Genomic DNA, 1026 nt, shown 5'->3' with positions numbered 1-1026 from the left:
AAGCCGTCGCGCACGAGCGGGTGATCGTCGACGAGCAGCAGTCGGGCAGCGGGCCGGGCGGTATCGGGGGCGCTCATGCGTGAAAGTCTCCTGTGATGGGGCGCGTCGTCACGCCGCGCCGGGCAGCGGCACGCTCGCGGCGACGATCGTGTGGCCGACCTGCGACGTGATCGTCAGCGTGCCGCCGAGTGCGTCGAGGCGTTCGCGCATGTTGCGCAGGCCGATGCCGTGGCGCACGTCGGCCTGCGAGCGTTCGGCGTCGAAGCCGCAGCCGTTGTCGGCGATCGTCAGCGTGACGGTGTGCGCGCCGACGTCGAGCGTGACGGCCGCGCGCGACGCCCGCGCATGATGCACGATGTTGCTGAGCGCTTCCTGTGCAATCCGGAACAGCGCGGTGTTGACGGCTTCGGGCAGCGGCTGCGTGCCGCTGTGCGCGACCTGCGTATAGCCGATGTCGATGCCGCTTTCGGCGCCGAGTTCGCGCACGAGTTGCTCGAGCGCGGCCGCGAGGCCGAGATCGTCGAGCATCGACGGCCGCAGCGCATGCGAGATGCGCCGGACCTCGCGCAGCGTGTCGCCGAGCCGCCCGACGCCCGACGCGAGCGCCTGCTCGGCTTCGGGCACGCGCGACGTGCCGCGCTCGAAGCGTGCGAGCGCCGATTCGAGCATCAGCTTCGCGGACACCATCATCTGGCTGATCCCGTCGTGCAGTTCGCGCGACAGCCGCGCGCGCTCCTGCTCCTGCGATTCGACGACGCGCTGCGCGAGCAGCTTGAGCTTCGCATCGGCGCTGCGCGACTCGCTGACGTTCAGCACCAACGCACACACGGCGATCGCCGCCGCGCCGGTGAGCGCGATCGCGGTGAGCCAGCTCATCGTGCGTTCGATGTTCGCGGACGCGCGCGCGTCGATGCGCTGCAGTGCGGTATCGACGTCGTCGAGATAGATGCCGGTGCCGACCATCCAGCCCCAGCGCTCGAGCGCGACGACATAGCCGAGCTTCGGCGCGACGCGGCCCGTCGACGG

General features: G+C 70.9%; 1 protein-coding gene and 1 pseudogene. Both read right to left on the bottom strand.

Features of this window, described 5'->3' with window-relative positions; all coding sequences use genetic code 11:
- Nucleotides 1–77 (bottom strand): annotated as a pseudogene (locus JMF90_RS38300) (DNA-binding response regulator); the annotation flags it as partial.
- Nucleotides 78–108: 31 nt separating this feature from the next.
- The coding region (locus JMF90_RS38295) for an ATP-binding protein (protein ID WP_201326464.1) at nucleotides 109–1026 on the bottom strand (918 nt) is incomplete at its 5' end.

It is taken from the genome of Burkholderia sp. E168m23 (assembly GCF_016586125.1).
GTDB lineage: Bacteria > Pseudomonadota > Gammaproteobacteria > Burkholderiales > Burkholderiaceae > Burkholderia > Burkholderia orbicola.
Note: the sequence above shows the minus strand (reverse complement) of the source record. Positions and strands in the feature narration are given on the sequence as shown.